Annotated in this window: 19 protein-coding genes; 6 read left to right on the forward strand and 13 right to left on the reverse strand. The window is 63.9% G+C overall.

Annotation, left to right across the window (positions count from 1 at the left end; all coding sequences use genetic code 11):
- Positions 1 to 73 precede the first annotated feature (73 nt).
- The 4 genes from ACS5Q0_RS15450 to ACS5Q0_RS15465 all read right to left on the reverse strand — a co-directional run bounded on the left by ACS5Q0_RS15450 (position 74) and on the right by ACS5Q0_RS15465 (position 4,334).
- A complete protein-coding gene (locus ACS5Q0_RS15450; RefSeq protein WP_473127543.1) occupies positions 74 to 1,036 on the reverse strand; it encodes an SbmA/BacA-like family transporter in 963 nt (320 codons plus the stop codon).
- Between the two features lie 327 nt (positions 1,037 to 1,363).
- Positions 1,364 to 2,107, reverse strand: a complete 744-nt coding sequence (locus ACS5Q0_RS15455; RefSeq protein ID WP_473127544.1) for an SDR family NAD(P)-dependent oxidoreductase — start codon at positions 2,105 to 2,107, stop codon at positions 1,364 to 1,366.
- 9 nt (positions 2,108 to 2,116) lie between these two features.
- The gene (purF, locus tag ACS5Q0_RS15460; RefSeq protein WP_473127545.1) at positions 2,117 to 3,604 is read right to left on the reverse strand and encodes an amidophosphoribosyltransferase; all 1,488 of its coding nucleotides are present in this window, start codon (positions 3,602 to 3,604) and stop codon (positions 2,117 to 2,119) included.
- Between the two features lie 112 nt (positions 3,605 to 3,716).
- Complete coding sequence (locus ACS5Q0_RS15465) at positions 3,717 to 4,334, reverse strand: CvpA family protein (protein ID WP_473127546.1); 618 nt, start codon at positions 4,332 to 4,334, stop codon at positions 3,717 to 3,719.
- 357 nt (positions 4,335 to 4,691) lie between these two features.
- On the opposite strand from ACS5Q0_RS15465, the gene ACS5Q0_RS15470 reads away from it, so the two are divergent.
- Positions 4,692 to 5,078 carry a YybH family protein gene (locus ACS5Q0_RS15470; protein ID WP_473127547.1) on the forward strand — a complete coding sequence of 129 codons (387 nt, stop codon included), beginning with the start codon at positions 4,692 to 4,694 and terminating at the stop codon, positions 5,076 to 5,078.
- Positions 5,079 to 5,191: 113 nt separating this feature from the next.
- Here the strand turns inward: ACS5Q0_RS15470 and ACS5Q0_RS15475 are convergent, their stop codons facing one another.
- From ACS5Q0_RS15475 to ACS5Q0_RS15515, 9 genes are all read right to left on the reverse strand, one after another.
- Complete coding sequence (locus ACS5Q0_RS15475) at positions 5,192 to 6,403, reverse strand: cadherin repeat domain-containing protein (RefSeq protein WP_473127548.1); 1,212 nt, start codon at positions 6,401 to 6,403, stop codon at positions 5,192 to 5,194.
- 141 nt (positions 6,404 to 6,544) lie between these two features.
- Complete coding sequence (gene radA, locus ACS5Q0_RS15480) at positions 6,545 to 7,945, reverse strand: DNA repair protein RadA (protein WP_473127549.1); 1,401 nt, start codon at positions 7,943 to 7,945, stop codon at positions 6,545 to 6,547.
- On the reverse strand, positions 7,945 to 9,108 hold the full coding sequence (alr, locus tag ACS5Q0_RS15485; RefSeq protein ID WP_473127550.1) for an alanine racemase: 1,164 nt from the start codon (positions 9,106 to 9,108) through the stop codon (positions 7,945 to 7,947). The genes radA and alr overlap by 1 nt, the downstream gene beginning before the upstream one ends.
- Positions 9,105 to 10,598 (reverse strand): replicative DNA helicase, encoded by a 1,494-nt coding sequence (locus tag ACS5Q0_RS15490; RefSeq protein WP_473127551.1) that lies wholly within the window; start codon positions 10,596 to 10,598, stop codon positions 9,105 to 9,107. The genes alr and ACS5Q0_RS15490 overlap by 4 nt, the downstream gene beginning before the upstream one ends.
- Positions 10,599 to 10,939: 341 nt before the next feature.
- Entirely contained in the window at positions 10,940 to 11,503 is a 564-nt protein-coding gene (gene rplI / locus ACS5Q0_RS15495; protein ID WP_473127552.1) for a 50S ribosomal protein L9, read from the reverse strand.
- A gap of 25 nt (positions 11,504 to 11,528) precedes the next feature.
- Positions 11,529 to 12,491, reverse strand: a complete 963-nt coding sequence (locus ACS5Q0_RS15500; protein ID WP_473127553.1) for a DUF2232 domain-containing protein — start codon at positions 12,489 to 12,491, stop codon at positions 11,529 to 11,531.
- 128 nt (positions 12,492 to 12,619) lie between these two features.
- Entirely contained in the window at positions 12,620 to 12,871 is a 252-nt protein-coding gene (gene rpsR / locus ACS5Q0_RS15505; protein ID WP_160883627.1) for a 30S ribosomal protein S18, read from the reverse strand.
- 2 nt (positions 12,872 to 12,873) lie between these two features.
- Entirely contained in the window at positions 12,874 to 13,275 is a 402-nt protein-coding gene (gene rpsF, locus ACS5Q0_RS15510; protein ID WP_473127554.1) for a 30S ribosomal protein S6, read from the reverse strand.
- A gap of 381 nt (positions 13,276 to 13,656) precedes the next feature.
- Positions 13,657 to 13,911, reverse strand: a complete 255-nt coding sequence (locus ACS5Q0_RS15515; protein WP_473127555.1) for a hypothetical protein — start codon at positions 13,909 to 13,911, stop codon at positions 13,657 to 13,659.
- A gap of 129 nt (positions 13,912 to 14,040) precedes the next feature.
- Here ACS5Q0_RS15515 and ACS5Q0_RS15520 point away from each other — a divergent pair, with 129 nt between their 5' ends.
- The 5 genes from ACS5Q0_RS15520 to era all read left to right on the forward strand — a co-directional run bounded on the left by ACS5Q0_RS15520 (position 14,041) and on the right by era (position 17,796).
- The gene (locus tag ACS5Q0_RS15520; protein ID WP_473127556.1) at positions 14,041 to 14,799 is read left to right on the forward strand and encodes a pyridoxine 5'-phosphate synthase; all 759 of its coding nucleotides are present in this window, start codon (positions 14,041 to 14,043) and stop codon (positions 14,797 to 14,799) included.
- Positions 14,796 to 15,227: a holo-ACP synthase gene (gene acpS, locus ACS5Q0_RS15525; protein WP_473127557.1), complete on the forward strand. Its 432-nt coding sequence runs from the start codon at positions 14,796 to 14,798 to the stop codon at positions 15,225 to 15,227. Before ACS5Q0_RS15520 ends, acpS begins: the two co-directional genes overlap by 4 nt.
- A 198-nt stretch (positions 15,228 to 15,425) precedes the next feature.
- A complete protein-coding gene (gene lepB / locus ACS5Q0_RS15530) occupies positions 15,426 to 16,181 on the forward strand; it encodes a signal peptidase I (RefSeq protein WP_473127633.1) in 756 nt (251 codons plus the stop codon).
- Positions 16,182 to 16,184: 3 nt separating this feature from the next.
- Positions 16,185 to 16,895, forward strand: coding sequence for a ribonuclease III (gene rnc / locus ACS5Q0_RS15535; protein WP_473127558.1), 711 nt, complete (start codon positions 16,185 to 16,187; stop codon positions 16,893 to 16,895).
- Complete coding sequence (gene era / locus ACS5Q0_RS15540; protein ID WP_473127559.1) at positions 16,882 to 17,796, forward strand: GTPase Era; 915 nt, start codon at positions 16,882 to 16,884, stop codon at positions 17,794 to 17,796. The genes rnc and era overlap by 14 nt, the downstream gene beginning before the upstream one ends.
- Positions 17,797 to 17,846: the final 50 nt, after the last annotated feature.

The raw sequence follows: 17,846 nt of genomic DNA on the forward strand, positions 1-17,846 counted from the left end.
AAAGAGTGGAAGATGCCGCCACGGGAGTGGAGCATGGCGAAAGCCCAGTTCGCCATTCTGTTCGAAGGCCGCTTCAGGCTGGGATGATGAACCCGGCCCTTACACGGAAATTCCGACAGTCCCGGATGGTGCTGAACTGCCCATGGGCATGGGCGAAGAGCCCGATGGAGCGCTCGCGCCGCATGATGCCCCAGAAATTCTGCACCACCTTGGTCCAGCGCGCGCCGATGACGGCGGCCTCACGCTCCTCGCCGCGATAGAAGGCGATGGTCTCCGCATTCTCGCGAAGGCGCGCGAGGCTGTAGCGGAAGTCGCTTTCGAGATTCTGATTGGCAGTGTGGAGCTTGGCGAGGGGATGGCCGATGAGATGCGTGAACCAGCTCGCCAGGAAGGTGTAGCCGAACACCGCGAAAACCATGTATCCCGCAATCGAGTAACCCGCGATGGTGACGGTGCCGCTGAGCGACCAGAGAATGGCGGTGAACGCCACGAGGCTGACCGCGACATCCAGGAAGCCCACGACGAGATTGATCGTCTGTCCGGCGAAGAGGCCGAGATGCTCCACGATCCGCTGATCCGGATTGACGCCAGGCGCATCGCCGATCTGCAGGCGGTAATAGGCGCGATCGGAGAGCCAGTCCTGCGTATAGCGACGCACGAGCCAGTCGCGCCAGCGCAGCTTCAGGCTCTCGGCGACCCAATGGGAATAGACGAGGGTCGTGATGAAGCTTCCGGCGATCAGCGCGAAGACACCGATCTGCTTCAGGAATTCCGCGATCTCGCGGTGCTCGATGGCCGCGTAGAAGCTCGCGTACCAATTGTTCTGCTGCACGCAGATCCAGATGGCGGTGAACTTGATGGCGAGCAGGAGAGCCAGCATGCGCCGCGCATAGGATTTCTCGTCCGAGTGCCAATAGGGTCGGGCGAGGGCCCAGACATCGGCTAGGAATGAATTGCGCGAGCGGAAGGAGGAGAGGAAAGCGGCCAGCCGTCCCCGTTGCGCCGAAGGTGCCGGCGCTGCCGTTTGGATAAACATGGATATGCCCCGCGCAACCCGCCGCACCGGAACTCTGACGGCCCTGTGTCCGGCGTGCTGCCCTTGGATCCTGTCAGGGAGCGCCGCTTTCCGCGTGTCGGCCCTGCCAGGCAATTGTTATGTGTTTTGAGTATTCGTTCGGGAGAAGTCTCTTCCTCAAGCATTCGCTGGCGAGGCGAAGTCCTGATGGGAGACGAATAGTGCTCTCAATATGAACTTCTGCTGAAGAATCCAGTGTCGGCCTGCAACACATGCTTGACGCCAAGCAAAAAAGGCAGCCCGGAAAGGGCTGCCTTCAGTAAAAGGTCAATATGTCGCAGGGCGCTCTCAGGCCGGCATTTGCGGCGTGACGACCTTCCCGTCCTGCTTGAAGTCGTAGATCTTGCCGGTCTCGGTCCAGGAGGGCAGGGCGAGCTTCACGATGTGCGGGGCGAGATCCTCGGGAGTCCTGAGGGTCAGCGGGTCCTCGCCCGGCATGGCGGCGCGGCGCATGGAGGTGCGAAGAGCGCCGGGGCTGAGGAGCATGACCTTGATCGGCGTCGTCGCCGTCTCGGCGGCATAGGTGCGGACGAGCGCCTCAAGGGCCGCCTTGGAGATCGAATAGACGCCCCAATAGGCCTTGCACGAATGGGCGGCGCCCGAGGTCAGGAAGATCGCGCGTCCGGCATCGGAGGCACGCAGCAGCGGATCGAAGGAACGGATCAGCCGGTAATTGGCCGTGACGTTGACTGTCATCACCTCATCCCAGACCGGCTGGTCGATATGGGTGATCGGTGCGAGTTCGCCGAGCTGGCCCGCATTGCCGAGGAGGATGTCGAGTTTGCCCCAGCGCTCGTAGATCGCAGCGCCCAGGCGGTCGATGGCGTCGAGGTCCTTCAGGTTCACCGGAACGAGGGTGGCGGACGATCCCCTGGCGCGGATTTCGTCGTCGAGGCTCTCGAGCGCACCCTGGGTGCGGGCCAGCGCGATGATGTGCGCACCGGCTTCGGCCAGAGCCAGGGCCGCCGCGCGGCCGATGCCGCGGGATGCGCCGGTGACAACCGCGACGCGGTTGAGCAGGGGTTTATCCATGAGAGGTCCTCAATCGGCTTCGGCCAGAAGGGCGAGGCGGCGCGGAGTGGCGACGGAGAGGTCCGTCAGGGCCGTCGGGTAGTCGCCCGTGAAGCAATGGTCGGTGAATTGCGGAAGGGCGGGATTGCGGCTCTTCTCGCCCATGGCCCGGTAGATGCCGTCGATGGACAGGAAGGCGAGCGAGTCCGCGCCGATATAGTCCCGCATCTGCTCCAGGTCGTGAGTCGCCGCGAGCAGCTTCTCCTTCTCCGGCGTGTCGATGCCGTAGAAGTCGGGATGGGTGATCGGCGGGCTCGCGATGCGGAAGTGAACCTCCTTCGCGCCGGCTTCCCGCATCATCCGCACGATCTTCACGGAAGTCGTGCCGCGCACGAGGCTGTCGTCCACCAGAACGATGCGCTTACCTTCGATGGCGGCGCGGTTAGCGGAGTGCTTCATGCGCACGCCGAGCTCGCGCACCGACTGGGTCGGCTGAATGAAGGTGCGGCCCACGTAATGGTTGCGGATAATGCCGAGCTCATACGGCAGGCCGCAGCTCTGGGCGAAGCCCAGGGCGGCCGGGACGCCCGAATCCGGCACCGGAATGACCACGTCGGCATCGGCGGGCGATTCCGTGGCGAGCTCCCGGCCCATGCCCTTGCGCACTTCATAGACGCTGCGTCCGTTCACGATGGAATCGGGGCGGGCGAAATAGATGTATTCGAAGATGCACGGGCGGGGCGGCACCTTATCGGCGAAGCGGAAGGACTCGATGCCCTCGTCCGAGATCACGACGCATTCGCCGTTCTCCACGTCGCGGACGAAGCGGGCGCCGATGATGTCCAGCGCGCAGGTCTCGGAGGTGAGGATGTAGCGGCCGTCGAGCTCACCGAGGACCAGCGGGCGGATGCCCATCGGATCGCGGGCGCCGATCAGCTTCTTGTTCGTGAGCGCCACGAGGGCATAGGCGCCTTCGATCTTCTGGATCGCCTCGACGAAGCGGTCCACGACCCGGTCCTTGCGGCTGCGGGCGACCAGATGGACGATCACCTCCGTATCCGTGGTGGACTGGCAGATCGCTCCGTCGCGGATCAGGTTGCGGCGAAGGGTGAGGCCGTTGGTGAGATTGCCGTTATGGGCCACGGCGAAACCGCCGCCGTCGAGCTCGGCAAAGAGGGGCTGCACGTTGCGCAGGACCGTCTCGCCGGTGGTCGAATAGCGCACATGGCCGATGGCGGAGACGCCTGTGAGCCGCTCGATGGTGGCACGGTCGGAGAAGCTGTCGCCGACAAGGCCCAGCTTACGTTCGGAGTGGAACACGCCGCCGTCGAAGGAGACGATGCCGGCCGCCTCCTGGCCGCGGTGCTGGAGGGCGTGAAGCCCGAGGGCGGTGATCGCCGCCGCATCCGGATGACCGTAGATGCCGAAGACACCGCATTCTTCACGCAGGGTATCGCCGTCGAGGTCGAGGTCTACCTTCTTAGGGGTGACCTGCCACGTCTCAGACCTGGAAGACATCGTGATTTCCTTGGGATCCGCGCCCCCACCGGCGCGGCCTTTATGTAATCGTCCTGAGGCCAAAGGCCAATGGGTTTTCCTGTCGCTCTTCAAAGAGTGAACAGGGGGAGGCTCATCCCCGGCGCGGGGGCGTCGGCTGGACGGGAGCGGCCGGAGCGGGAGCCGTGCCGCGCTGCTGCGGATCGGGCTCGGCCGGCTCCACGGGCTCGTTTTCCGGGGCATTCGGCTTCTTGAGCTTCTGGATGAGGGCTTCCGCGTTCTCCGGCAGCATGGCGATGATGCTGTCGCGGGTGTTCTCCATGGCGGGGCGGGTCTTGGAGGCGGTCGCCCATTCGGGCTCCTTGCCCTGGAGCAGCCAGCTCAGGAAAGCCCAGCCGATCACGCAGATCAGGAAGCCGCGGGCGGCGCCGAAGACCAGGCCGAGGGTCCGGTCGATGGCTCCGATGCGGGAATCGAGGATGAGGTCGGAAATCTGCACCGTGATGATCGAGACAATGATCAGGGTGACCACGAAGATGCCGCCGATGGCGGCCACGAGGGCAACGGTGTTGCTGTGGATATATTGCTGCGCGATGGGAAGGGCGGTCGGGTGGAGGTACCAGGCCGCAGCGGCGGCCACGACCCAGGCCACGATGGCCAAAACCTCGCGGGTGAAGCCGCGAACGGCTGCCAGGAGGGCCGAGATCAGGACGATTCCGATGACAACGAGGTCCAGGACAGAAAAGGGCATGAGCCGAGCCTACGCAGAAACAGGGACAAGGGCCGCGTTCGCGGAACGAGGCCAGGCTGTATAGCCTCAAGAGATGGTTTCGTCACCCCTGTGCTGGCTCAAGAGGCTTGAAAGGGCGAACAGAAAAAGACCCCGGCGAAATTCGCCAGGGCCAGGGGGAGAGGAGTAACTGTCAACTCTTGCGGCCAGCATATGTGCCCAAAAAGTTCTGAAACCATGCGTATAAGATTGGCGAGCGGGGTCAATTAGACCGGATGGTCTAATGCCCGGCCGAGGAGGCACCGGCATACTGCTTGGGAAGGATGGCGCGGGTGCCGCAACTGGCGGCGCACATGTTTTCCCAACGCGGAGGCGAGCATGACGGATGACGAGAAAGCGATCAGGGAGCTTGTCGCAGCATGGATGGCGGCCAGCCGGAGCGGCGATGTCGCCACGATCCTGTCCCTGATGGCCGAGGACGTGATCTTCATGGTTCCGGGCCAGGAGCCGTTCGGAAAGGAAGCATTCGCTGCCGCCTCGATGAGCATGGGTGGAATGCGTATCGAGGGAACGAGCGAGATCCTGGAGCTTCAGGTGCTGGGAGATTGGGCCTTCATGCGATGCCAGATGGACATGAAGATCGCTCTTCCGGACAGCGATGAGCCGATCCACCGCTCCGGACATACGCTGTCTCTTCTGAGCAAGGAGGCCGACGGCCAGTGGCGGCTCGCACGCGACGCGAATCTTCTCACGGTGCGCAGCTGACCGCCTTCAAGACGCCGCTTCAGGAGCGAGGTGTGGGACGGCGGGATTGCGCAGGGCCGTAAATGAATTCCGCCCGACGGGGACCGTCGGGCGGGGAAACAGGCGATGCCGATTTAGATGAAGGCGAAGTCGTCCGCCTGGACGTAGGTGCCCGGCTTCAGCTTGAGGATCGCGAAGCCCTTGCCGTGGCCCGAGCCGTCGAGATCCAGGTAAACGAAACCGGTCTTCTTGTCGTAGGTGACGAAGTCGTACGAGTTCTTGGCGTGACCCTTGGAGAAGAACTTGCCCTCCATTTTGCCCTTCTCGAACACCTTGTCGAGGCTGTAGAAGCCCTTCTTCTTGCCTTCGCGGGTGCCTTCGAGCGACTCGTAGACCTCTTCCTTGGCGACCTTCACCTTGAAAGCCTTCAGGGATGCGAGGCTGATCTGGATCGTGTCGTCGACCGAGTTGAAGTCCATGATGTGGTCGAAGTGACCTTTCTTCACGGGCGTGTTGAACACGAAGGTGTCCTTGCCGGCGCCGCCAAAGAGCATGTCCTTGCCCGTGCCGCCATTGATGGTGTCGTCGCCACCCATGCCATAGATCTTGTCGTTGCCGCCGAGGCCATTGATGACCTCGGAAGCGCCCGTGCCGACCAGCCTGTTGTTGTGGTTCGTGCCGTTGATTTCGGGCGTATCGGTAACCGTGACCGTGACCTTCTCGACCTTCGAGAGTCCGGCGGCGTCCGTGATCTTGACCCAGAGTTCGTGGGTGCCGATCTGCGCGTCGTCGAGCGCTGTCTTCAGGACGATCTTGTCCTTCTCGATCCGGAAGAAGGCATTATCCGCGACCAGCGGGCTACCGTTCTCGTCGGCAACGAACATGTAGCTCAGCGTGTCACCCCCGTCCGGATCAATGCCGGCAAGAGTGGCGATCTGCGTGCCGATTGCAGAGAGTTCGGCAACCGTGCCGCCTGTGACGGTCAGACCGGTCGGAGCTTCGTTCTTGTCGGTCACGGTGACCGTGAAGGAACCGTTGTCCACCGTTGTCCCGCCAGCGGTCATGTTGCTGGTCGCGGAGATTGCAACGCCGAAGCTGCTCAGCTCCCTGGTTTCGAAATCGAAGAGGCTCGTGCCGTTCGCGGTGCTCGTCTTCACTAAAAGAGCGTAGCGTGTCACGCCATCGATCGTGACTTCCCCGATCTCGAAACGGTCGGCGAGAGAGTCTGCAAGCGTGTATGTGAAGGTCTCGTCGGTCTGAGCGCCATCGACGCTGATGATGCCGATGAGGGTGCCGACATCCGGATTCTCGTCGACGCTGGTGCCGGAAAGGGTGATTGTAGCCATTTATTCCTCTATGGATCTCAAGAGCTATCGTTGCCTCTACCAACGAGGTACGTCAGTAGTGCTCCAGTTACACGCTATAAAATAACCATAAAGGGTCAATTAGGCTGAACGGTCTATATGGCTGCTAAAAACAGCGGTCCTTTAGGAGACACGACGACGCCGGGCTGCGATTCCGGCAACAAGATCAGTGATATGGCCGATCGACGAGGTGGCGAGCGGGAGCCTTTCCGGCTTGTTCTTGTCGATGCGCGGCGCAGGGGACACGGCGCTCGAAAAGCCGAGCTTGGCCGCTTCTTTCAGCCGCGCCTGTTCCTGCGCGACGGGACGGATCGCGCCGGAGAGGCCCATTTCGCCGAAATAGACGGTGTCCGGGGGCAGCGGGTTGCCGGACAGGGACGACACGAGGGCCGCCGCTGCCGCCAGATCCGCAGCGGGCTCCGTGATCCTCAAGCCGCCCGCGACGTTCAGATAGACGTCGTGCATGCCGAGCTTCAGGCCGCCATGAGCTTCGAGCACCGCGAGCACCATGGACAGGCGACTCTGGTCCCAGCCGACGACGGCCCGGCGCGGGGTGCCGAGGGAGGAGGGGGCGACGAGCGCCTGGATCTCGACGAGGAGCGGGCGCGTGCCTTCCATGCCGGCGAAGACCGCCGTGCCCGCGGTTGCCAGGTCGCGCCCGGCCAGGAACAGTTCGGAAGGGTTGGGAACCTCGCGCAGGCCCTGATCGGACATCTCGAAGACGCCGATTTCGTCGGTGGGGCCGAAGCGGTTCTTCACGGCGCGCAGGATCCGGAAATGGTGGCCCGTATCGCCTTCGAACGACACCACCGCGTCGACCATGTGCTCGACGACGCGAGGACCGGCGATCTGTCCGTCCTTGGTGACGTGGCCCACGAGGATCACGGCGGTGCCCGTCGTCTTCGCGAAACGGATGAGCGCCTGGGCCGACCCTCGCACCTGGGTCACCGTGCCGGGCGCGGATTCCACGGTCTCGGTCCACATGGTCTGGATCGAGTCGATGATGGCGAGCGCGGGCGGGCGGCCCTGGCTCAGGGTGGCGATGATATCTTCCACATTGGTCTCGGAGGCGAGCTCCACCGGGGCCTGTCCAAGGCCGAGGCGTTCCGCGCGCAGGCGCACCTGCCCCACCGCTTCCTCGCCCGATATATAGGCCACGCGCTCGCCGCGATTGGCGAGCGCGGCGGATGCCTGCATGAGCAGCGTCGATTTGCCGATGCCCGGATCGCCGCCGAGGAGGATGATCGACCCGTGCACGAAGCCGCCGCCGGTCACCCGGTCGAGTTCCGCGATGCCGGAGGGCGTCCGGGGCGCTTCCTTGGTCTCGCCGGAGAGGCCTTCGAGCGGGAAGATGCGGCCTTTCGCGCGGGACGGGCGCGTCGCGACGGGTCCCGACATCGGACTTGCCGAGCCTGCTTCCTCGGCGATGGTGTTCCAGCCGCCGCAGGCCTCGCATTTGCCCTTCCAGCGGTTGTAGACCGCGCCGCATTCCTGGCAGACGAACGACGGGTGACGCTTGGCCATCAGCCCTGCTTCCCGCCATAGGTGCGAGCGTAGCGACGGCCCAGATTGGTGAGGATCTCGTAGCCGATGGTGCCCGCGCGGCGGCCGACTTCGTCGATGGTGAGAGAGCCACCGATCATGGTGACCGTGTCGCCGCGCTTGATCTCGTTTTCCGGGACATCGGTCACGTCGACCGTGATCAGGTCCATGGAGACGTTGCCCGCGAAGGGGCAGGGCCGTCCGGCGACGAGAACCCGGCCGACGAGCAACTCCTCACCGCTCGTGCCACGCGCGCTTGCCGAGCGCGGATAGCCGTCCGCGTAACCGACGGAGAGCGTCGCGATGCGGCGGCGTCCGAGCGCGAGCCAGCGCGCGTTGTAGCCGACCGTGTCGTCCGCCTCGACCCAGCGCAGCTGCGCGATGCGCGCCTCGAGCCCGACGACGGCGCTCATGGGATTGTCCCGGTCGGGCGTCGGGTTGCCGCCGTAAAGGGCGTAGCCGGGACGCACGAGATCGAAATGGGGCTGCTCTTTCAGGAAGATGCCGGAGGAGTTGGCGAGCGATGCGCGCATGCCGGGAAGCGTCTCGCGCACGGCCCTGAAGGAGCCGATCTGGCGCAGGTTGATCGGGTTGTCGCTCTCTTCCGCGCTGACGAAATGACTCATGAGAAGCGCGGTCTCGAAATCCTTCAGTTCCTCGCGGTCCTTCAGGGTCAAGCCCTGGGGAACCGTGAGGCCCAGGCGGTTCATGCCCGTGTCGACATGGATCGCGGCGGCGTATTTCCGCCCTTGGGAACGGCAGAACGCCGCCCATTCCCCGATGTCCTCGAACGAGCCGAGGACAGGGCGCAGGTCATGCTGCGCGTAAGCCGGGGACGTGCCGGGGAACAGGCCGTTCAGCACGTAGATGACGGCATCGGGCGCGACGGCGCGCGCGCGGATCGCCTCGCTCACATGCGCCACGAAGAATGTGCGGCATCCCGCCTGATGGAGGGTGGGGACCGCCTGCTCGATGCCGATGCCGTAGGCGTCGGCCTTGACCACAGCCGCGGCCTCCGCGCCGCCTGCCTTGTCGCGAAGAACGCGCCAGTTGGAGGCGAGGGCCGCAAGATCGATGTGAAGGAGGCCGCCGGCGATGTCGCTGGGGATGCGGCTGGCGGTGCTGGTCTGGTCTGTCTTGGTCAATCGCCGATCCGATCGGGAAGTTTGTCTTCGTCTGCGAGGTTGGTGAAGCGGGTGATGTCGGCCTGGAAGGCCAGCTGCACGGTGCCCGTGGGACCGTGACGCTGCTTGCCGATGATGACCTCGGCCTTGCCGTGGACCTGATCCATCTCCGCCTGCCACTTGAAATACTCTTCGGTGCCGGGCTTCGGCTCCTTGTTCTTTAGATAGTACTCTTCGCGGTAAACGAACATGACCACGTCGGCGTCCTGCTCGATCGAGCCCGATTCACGAAGGTCGGAGAGCTGCGGCCTCTTGTCGTCGCGTGATTCCACCTGACGCGAGAGCTGGGACAGCGCGATGAGCGGTACGGAGAGTTCCTTGGCGAGGGCCTTCAGGCCCGTGGTGATCTCCGTCAGCTCCTGCACGCGGTTCTCGCCCTTCTTCGACGAGCCGGAGAGCAGCTGCAGGTAGTCCACGATGAGAAGGTCGAGGCCGCGCTGGCGCTTCAGGCGTCTGGCGCGGGCGGTGAGCTGAGCGATGGAGATGCCGCCGGTCTGGTCGATATAGAAGGGGATCGACTGCATCTCCCGGGCAGCCTCGGTGATCTTGTAGAAATCGTCCTCACGCATGTCGCCGCGGCGGATCTTGTAGGAGGGCACGCCCGCCTGCTCCGCGATGATGCGGGTCGCGAGCTGTTCCGCGGACATTTCGAGGGAGAAGAAGCCCACGATCCCGCCGTTCACGGTTTTCAGGGAGCCGTCCTGCTGTTTCTCCGCCCTGTAAGCCTTGGCGATGTTGAACGCGATGTTCGTCACCAGCGAGGTCTTACCCATGGCCGGGCGGCCTGCCAGGATGATCAGGTCCGAGGGCTGAAGGCCGCCGAGGGACTTGTCGAGATCGATGAGCCCCGTCGAGACACCGGACAAGGCGCCTTCACGCTTGTAGGCGGCCGCCGCCATGTCGATGGCGGCGGTGAGCGCATCGGAGAAGCGCTGGAAGCCGCCATCGGTGCGGCCCGTTTCGGCAATGGAGTAGAGGCGCCGCTCGGCCTCCTCGATCTGGTCGCGGGGCGAGCTGTCGACGGGGGCGTCGAAGGCGGTGTTTACCAGATCCTCGCCGATATTGATGAGACTGCGGCGGATCGCGAGATCGTAGATCGTGCGGCCGTAATCCTCGGCGTTGATGACCGTGGTGGCCTCCGCCGCCAGGCGGGCGAGATATTGCGAGACGGTGACGCCGCCCAGATCCTGGTCGCCCAGGAAGGTCTTCATCGTGATCGGGGTCGCGACCTTGCCGGCCTTGATCAGGCTCGTGGCGACTTCGTAGATGCGGCGGTGCAGATCCTCGATGAAATGCTCGGGCTCAAGAAAATCGGAAACGCGGTAATAGGCGTCGTTGTTGACCAGGATCGCGCCCAGCAGGGCCTGCTCGGCCTCGAGGTTGCTCGGCGGCGTGCGAAACTGCGGCTCGGCATTTTCTAAGCGGGCGATCAGGGCGTTGGCGGTGGCCATCGGGCGCTCCGAAAACGAGGGTAGGGTTGATGGTCTTAGACCCGAATTCGTGTCCGAAAGGTTGCTCTTCGGACACATAGCCGGGACTCGGGGCACCTGTCCTCATTGTCCTCAATACTCACATGGGCCGAGGCTTCGCGACTCATTCGGCTTGACTCTCCGGTGCACGAAGAACCCAACGAAAAAGCGCTCCCCATCGAATCGATGAAGAGCGCCATTCTGGAACAAAACAGGAACTACGGCAAGGGTTTTGCCAAGCTCCCGTGCTGTCGCCTGCAGCCTCCGCCCCGCCGGACGGGCAGGGAGAGGAGGCTGCTTTCAGAGCATCGGAAGGAAGCTCCTTAGAGCTCCACGTCTCCAGCCTCGGCGAGGGCGGCGCCCACTTCGAGGCCGAGATCGTCGAGGTTGGTCTCTTCGCGGGCGGTGACCGCCTCCCCGCGAGCCTGACGCTCAGCTTCCTCGGGGCTGCGGGCGACGTTGATCGTCACCGAAACCTCGACCTCCGGGTGGAGGGAGACCGGCACAGCGTGCATGCCGAGGGTCTTGATCGGCGTGTTGAGGACGATCTGGTTGCGGTCGACCGTGAAGCCGTTCGCCGACATCACCTCGGCGAGGTCACGGGTGGAGACCGAACCGTAGAGCACGCCCGTCTCGCCGGACTGGCGAAGGATGACGAAGCTCTGGCCGTTCAGCTTCTCGGCCACCGCCTCGGCTTCGGTGCGGCGCTCGAGGTTGCGGGCCTCAAGCTGGGCGCGCTGCTGCTCGAAATGCTTCTTGTTGGCCTCCGTGGCGCGCAGAGCCTTGCCGCGCGGCAGGAGGAAGTTGCGGGCATAGCCCGAGCGAACCTTGACGGTCTCGCCCATCTGGCCGAGCTTTGCGACGCGCTCGAGAAGGATCACTTCCATCGGTTTTCTCCTTTAATGTTCGTGATCAGGTTGAAAGGGTCGGTGGTTGTTTCGGCCTGTTTCCGCCGAAGCGGCGTCGAAAGCCGAAGATCGTATCGGCGAGGCCGAAGAGCGACAGGGCCGTGATCATGACGCCCTGGGTGAGAAACAGCAGCGCATAGAGGCCCGCCAGGATGAAGCCGCGTCCCGGCTTCCCTTGCGTCCGCTCGTGGATGACCGCGAGGCCCTGCAGGGTGAAGGCCATCAGGAGCGCGCCGAACAGGGCATAGCCGAGCGCGCCGGCGAAGCCTTCGAACTGGATCAGGACGAAGGCCAGGACCGGGGCCCACAGGATGGTGCGCGGCATCGCCAGTTCCGGGACGGGCGACCAGGGGCGCGGCAGGCGTCCCGAGGCCGAAACCACCTTGGCTGCAAGCCAGAGATAGAGGCCCATGAAGAAGGTGAAGCCGAAGGCTGACAGGGCGGGCGTCATGGTTGCCAGCGTGTCCGTAAGAGCCTCGCGCCCGTCCTCGGTTCCCGGCTCGGGCGCTTCGAAGAACATGCTGACGAAGGCCTCGGAGATCTGCCGCGACCGGGTCTGGAACGCCGTGTAATCGCCCCCCGATGAGATGATCCCGGTGGCGACGATGGTGAGCGCCGCCGTGGCCGCGACCCAGCCGAGAAGGCGCCCGACCGGGTACCATTCCATGGTGCCGTCGGGGGCAGGGCGGCCGAGCAGAGCCAGATAGGCGAGCCACCAGGCCGGCAGGCCCGTGATGGCCACGAAGCCGATGGCGCTGATGGGGGAGGCGGTGAAAACCGCGATCGCCAGGCCGCCCACCAGGGTGGCGACGAGGCCGGAGCGATGGTTCCAGCCGAGAGCGACGATCAGGATGGGGAGCGGCGCAAGCATGGCGAGCAGGACAGCCAGCATGGTCTCCTTGACCACCACCACTGTCAGAAGGGCCGAGACGAGGCCCGCGCCGATGCCTGTTGCGATAAAATTCATGGCTCTCGCTGTCCCGCTGCTCACCGGCAGGGTTAGGGGCCAGGCCCCAACTGACCCGGCGGATTTTCACCGCTGGGCGAAACGTCAAGAAGGCGGGCCGCCCGGGAGAGCGGCCCGCCGAAGGGCTATTAGCGGATCACGTAGGGCAGCAGGCCCAGGAAGCGGGCGCGCTTGATCGCCTGGGCGAGCTCACGCTGCTTCTTGGCCGACACGGCCGTGATGCGCGAAGGAACGATCTTGCCGCGCTCCGAGATGTAGCGGGACAGGAGCTTCGTGTCCTTGTAGTCGATCTTCGGCGCGTTCGGGCCCGAGAACGGGCAGGTCTTGCGACGACGGAAGAACGGACGACGGCCACCGCCGCCACCAGCACCAAATGCCATGATTAAGCCTCCTCGCCTTCGTTGCCGTCGAAGCCGCCGCCGTCGCGCTCGCGGCGCTCGCGGTCCTTGCGCTCGTCACGGTCGCGCTTCTGCATCATCACGGACGGCTCGGACTCGAGCTCGTCGACCTTGATGGTCATGAAGCGAAGGATGTCTTCGTTGATGCGCATCTGACGTTCCATCTCGGCGATCGCGCCGGCGGGAGCGTTGACGTTGAACATCGTGAAGTGCGCCTTGCGGTTCTTCTTGATGCGGTAGGCGAGGGACTTCACGCCCCACATCTCGGTCTTCTCGACGTTGCCGCCGTTCTGCTCGATGACGCCTTTGTACTGGTCGACCATTGCTTCGACCTGCTGAGGCGTCACGTCCTGGCGAGCCAGGAAGATATGCTCGTAGAGAGGCATAATGGGCCTTTCTCAGTTTGAGGATCTGGCCTTCGCACCACGTCTGGATGAAGTGTTCAGGCCGGTTTCGCGCGTCCGATCGGCGCCAAGCCCTTCGAGCCTGCAAGGCCCGAGCGGTTGTCGAAGGCGGAGACACGGGACGACGGGTCCGAAAACCCTGTGCGGCGAGCCGCACCGTCCGTTCAGCCCCCGGCCGGAGCGAACGCGAAGCGGGGGCTATAGTCGATTTGGGCGAGAAAGGCAAATGGGTCCGCCGTAGTCTTTCTCGTACCCTGGACTTTCACAGGAGGCGCCTTTCCTGCCTCCTGGGTCATGGCCGAGCCGAGCCAAGGCGGATAGCGGTGCATTGACGCCCGATTGCTCCATCGGTTCGAGAGGTGTCTAAAGAAACAACGCCAGAGAGGTCAACGGCACAATCGCCAATACGAGAGCCAGCCGCAGCGCCTTGTTTTTCAAGCTCAAAATGAAAGCCGGAAGAGTAAATATCAGGAACAACAAGGTTGATAGGACGGCAAATCCATAGGAGATTCCTTCTTCCATGGGGCCGGCTTCGATAATGAATGCGATCCTGACTATCCATAGCCAGAGCATGGCACCCATCCCTGCCAGGGTTATCACGACAATGCGCAGCATCATGCAGGTCTTCGGCTGACAGGTCTTTGGCTGAAAAATGTAACTATAATACATCTACATCGCGGCAATAGAGAAACGAGCGTTTTCTTGTAAGATGTGGCCAATGCGAAGTTCTCGGTTAGAAACAGGCCTATGAAAGCTCCTCCTCTTCGTCTCGGCGTCAACATCGATCATGTCGCAACCGTCCGGAACGCCCGCGGGGGCGTCCATCCCGATCCGATCCGGGCCGCCCATATGGCCGTGCTGGCCGGAGCCGACGGTATCACGGCCCATCTGCGCGAGGACCGGCGGCACATCCGCGACCTGGACATAGAGCGCCTGAAGCGCCAGCTTTTCGCGCCGCTCAACTTCGAGATGGCGGCGACCCCCGAGATGTTCGAGATCGCCACGCGCATTCATCCCCATGCCTGCTGCCTCGTGCCGGAAAAGCGCGAGGAGCGGACGACGGAAGGGGGACTCGACATCATCGGTGGCGCTTCCCATTTGCGTCCGATGATCCAGGAATTGAAAGCTCAGGGCATCCGCGCCTCGCTCTTCGTCGAGCCCGAGACGGACGTGATGGACGCAGCCTGCGAGCTGGGTGCTCCCGTGGTCGAGCTTCACACCGGCACCTATTGCGAGGCCGTCGCGGAAGGGAACGAGGCCAAGGTCGCCCATGAGCTGGAGCGCCTGCGCCGGGCCGCCGCCTATGGGGCTCGCATCGGGCTCGAAATTCATGCGGGCCATGGACTGGCTCTCGATTCGGTTCGTCCGGTCGCGGCGATCCCCCAGATCGTCGAGCTCAACATCGGCCATTCCCTCATCGGGGATGCGATCTTCATGGGCCTCGACGAGGCCGTCCGCGCCATGCGCGCCGCCATGGACGAGGGCCGGGCACAGGTGCCTGCATGATTCTCGGAATCGGATCGGACCTCTGTGACATTCGCCGGATCGAACGCTCCATCGAACGTTTCGGGGACCGCTTCACGCACCGGATCTTCACGGAAGGCGAGCGGGCGCGCAGCGACCGCCGTGCCGCCCGCGCCCCCTCCTATGCCCGGCGCTTCGCCGCCAAGGAGGCCTGTGCCAAGGCCCTTGGGACGGGTCTCAGCCACGGCGTGTTCTGGCGCGACATGGAGGTGGTGAATCTCCCTGGCGGCCGCCCGACCCTGCGCCTGTCCGGCGGAGCCCTGGAAAGGCTCAGAGCCATGATGCCGCAAGGACACGAGCCCGTGATCCATGTTTCCCTTACCGATGATCCGCCCCTGGCGCAGGCCTTCGTGGTGATCGAAGCGCGGCCTCTTGCAGGGACAGGCGCGTTGCGGCAGCACCCGCCATAGGCTAGAGCATGGGCCACGAGGCGGGCAGGCATGCCGGCTCGGAAGCCATCAGGCTTTAAAAACCTTCGAGAGCGGTTTGCACTTTCTCACGAAGTGCAAACCGCTCTCGACTGCCGCACAGGCATAGAAGGGCGGCCTCAGGCCGCGACATTCCTCGAGCATAGGTCGATTCAAGTGAGCGACAACGCCAAGCACAGCATGGGTAGCAGCGTGAAGAAAAAGGAAGAAGAGGGCCTCTGGGAGACGATCAAGGTCATCATCCAGGCGCTTCTGATCGCCGTGGTGGTCCGCACGGTCCTGTTCCAGCCCTTCAACATTCCTTCGGGCTCCCTGATTCCGACCCTGCTGATCGGCGATTATCTCTTCGTCTCCAAATACGCTTACGGCTACTCGAAGCACTCGATGCCGTTCAGCCCGCCCCTGTTCTCCGGCCGGATTTTCGGCTCCGAGCCGAAGCGCGGCGACATCGTGGTGTTCAAGCTGCCCAAGGACAACTCGACCGACTACATCAAGCGCGTGGTCGGCCTGCCTGGCGATCGGATCCAGGTGATCGGCGGCGTTCTGCACATCAATGGCCAGCCGGTGCATCGCGAGCGCGTGGAGGATTACCAGACGGTGGACGAGTACGGCCGTCCCGCCGCCGTCCCGCGCTACAAGGAGACCTTCCCGGAAGGGACCAGTCATTACATCATCGAGTTGAAGGGCGACCGGGCCTATTGGGACAACACCGACATCTACACGGTGCAGCCCGGCCATTACTTCATGATGGGCGACAACCGGGACAACTCCACCGACTCGCGTGACGAGGCGAATGTGGGTCAGGTTCCGGCCGAGAACCTTGTCGGCCGCGCCGAGATCATCTTCTTCTCCATCGACGAGGGCGCCTCCCTGTGGCGGTTCTGGGACTGGCCGCAGCACATTCGCTGGAATCGCATGTTCGAGCGGATCCGATAAGCCGTGACCCGTCGCAAACCGAACCATGACGCGTTGCTGAAGACGCTGGGCTACGAGTTTCAGAAGCCCGAACTTCTCGACGAGGCGCTCACCCATGTGAGCGCTCCGAAGGCCGGCGGAAAGAGCTATCAGCGCCTCGAATTCCTCGGCGACCGTGTGCTCGGCCTCGCCGTCGCCGAGATGCTCTATCAGACCTTTCCCAGGGCGCCCGAAGGCGAACTCTCGCGCCGCCTGGCTGAGCTGGTGCGCCGCGAGAGCTGCGCCGAGATCGCCGTCGCCTGGGATGTGGCGCCTTATCTCAAGCTCGGCGCGGGCGAAGCCCATTCCGGCGAGAGGCGCAACCCCACCATCCTGGCGGACGTGTGCGAAGCGATCATCGGCGCGGTTTTCCTCGACAGCGGCTACGATGCCGCGAAGGGTCTGGTGGAGCGCAGCTTCAAGGCCTTGCTGGAAGCGCCCCGCCGCTCCCTTCGGGACCCCAAGAGCGCCCTGCAGGAATGGGCGCAGGGAAGGGGCCTGCCGCCGCCGACCTATACGGTGGCCGAGCAGACCGGGCCCGATCACGCGCCGAAATTCCGCGTGATGGTGAAGGTGAAAGGCTCCGAATCCGAGTTCGGGGATGGCACATCAAAGCGCATCGCAGAGCAGGCGGCAGCGCGAAGCCTTCTCCTCCGAGAAGGCGTCTGGACGGAGGAAAAGCATGGAACACCCTGAGCCGACCAACACAAAAGCGGGTTTCGTCGCGCTCATCGGCGCGCCCAATGCGGGCAAGTCGACCCTGCTCAACGCGCTCGTGGGATCCAAGGTCTCCATCGTCTCCCGCAAGGTGCAGACGACGCGCGCCCTCGTGCGGGGCATCGCCATGGAAGGCGATACGCAGATCATCTTCGTGGACACGCCCGGCATCTTCAAGCCCAAGCGCCGGCTCGACCGGGCGATGGTCACCTCCGCCTGGGGCGGGGCAGGGGACGCGGACGTGGTGGCGCTCCTGCTCGACGTGCGCCGGGGAGTGGATGAAGAGGCTGAGGCCATCCTCGCCAAGCTCCCCGAGCTGAAGCAGCCGAAGGTGCTGATCCTCAACAAGATCGACCTGATCGAGCGCTCGAAGCTTTTGGAACTGGCCGCGAAGCTCAATGAGAAGGTGCCGTTCGCCCACACCTTCATGATCTCGGCGCTGAACGGCGACGGCATCGACAGGCTCAGGCGCGAGCTCGCGGCCCTGATGCCGGCGGGCCCCTGGCTGTACCCGGAGGATCAGATTTCGGACGCGCCCCTGCGCATGCTCGCCGCCGAGATCACCCGCGAGAAGATCTACGAGCGCCTGCACGAGGAACTGCCCTATCAGTCCACCGTCGAGACGGATCAGTGGCAGCAGCGTCCGGACGGATCCGTGCGGATCGAGCAGACCGTTTTCGTGGAGCGCGACAGCCAGCGCAAGATCGTCCTCGGCAAGGGCGGCCAGACCATCAAGGCGATCGGTCAGGCTGCACGCAAGGAAATCGCCGAGATCGCGGAAGCCCCCGTCCATCTGTTCATCTTCGTGAAGGTCCGCGAGAACTGGAGCGACGATCCCGAACGCTATCGCGAGATGGGGCTGGAGTTCCCGAAGGGGTAAGGTGAAAGGCTCAATCCATGCGCCGCCTTATTGTATTTTTCTTATGTAGC

The sequence above is a fragment of the Microvirga sp. HS2 genome (assembly GCF_055792805.1).